1 protein-coding gene and 1 pseudogene are annotated in these 516 nt (G+C 29.8%); both read left to right on the top strand.

Translation table 11 applies throughout. The features are described 5' to 3' along the window. Positions 1–285, top strand: a pseudogene (locus tag AC1B00_RS09705) (methyl-accepting chemotaxis protein); the annotation flags it as partial. A 12-nt stretch (positions 286–297) separates the two neighbouring features. Continuing rightward, positions 298–423 carry a hypothetical protein gene (locus AC1B00_RS09710; protein ID WP_488849526.1) on the top strand — a complete coding sequence of 42 codons (126 nt, stop codon included), beginning with the start codon at positions 298–300 and terminating at the stop codon, positions 421–423. The last annotated feature ends 93 nt before the right edge of the window (positions 424–516 follow it).

Here is a 516-nt window from a genome sequence, read left to right on the forward strand (position 1 = left end):
AACTCAGCAGAAATTAGCAAACTAACCCAAGTAGCAAGCAATACTCAAGAAACCATTAATGAAATGGGAAGAGTAATGAGTGAAGCTGTTAAGATTAGTGAATCTACTGTGAACGATTATTTAAATACAAGCAAAGATATGAGCGATATTTTAAGTGGTGTAAATAATATGAATACAATCACTAATGAAAACGCAAGAAGCGTTGAAGAAATAGCAGGTGCAGCAAATCATCTAAGCGAAATGACAGAGCAGCTAAACAAAAAACTAAATGAGTTTAGAACTTGATAAGGATTTGTTATGGATTTTTTAGATTCTTTAAAGCAAATTAAAAGCGACATTAAAGAAAACGAAAAGAAAAAAGAACAAGAAGCTGAACTTGCAAAAATAAAAGCAAAAGAACAAGAATTAATGAACGATTCTTAGAATACATGAAAGACTTAAAATAAGCCCTTTTTATAAAGGGCTTACCTACTAAAACAATAAAATCAAATTCCTATTTCAAATTCTTTGGTTTTT

Source organism: Campylobacter sp. DY7 (assembly GCF_057802535.1).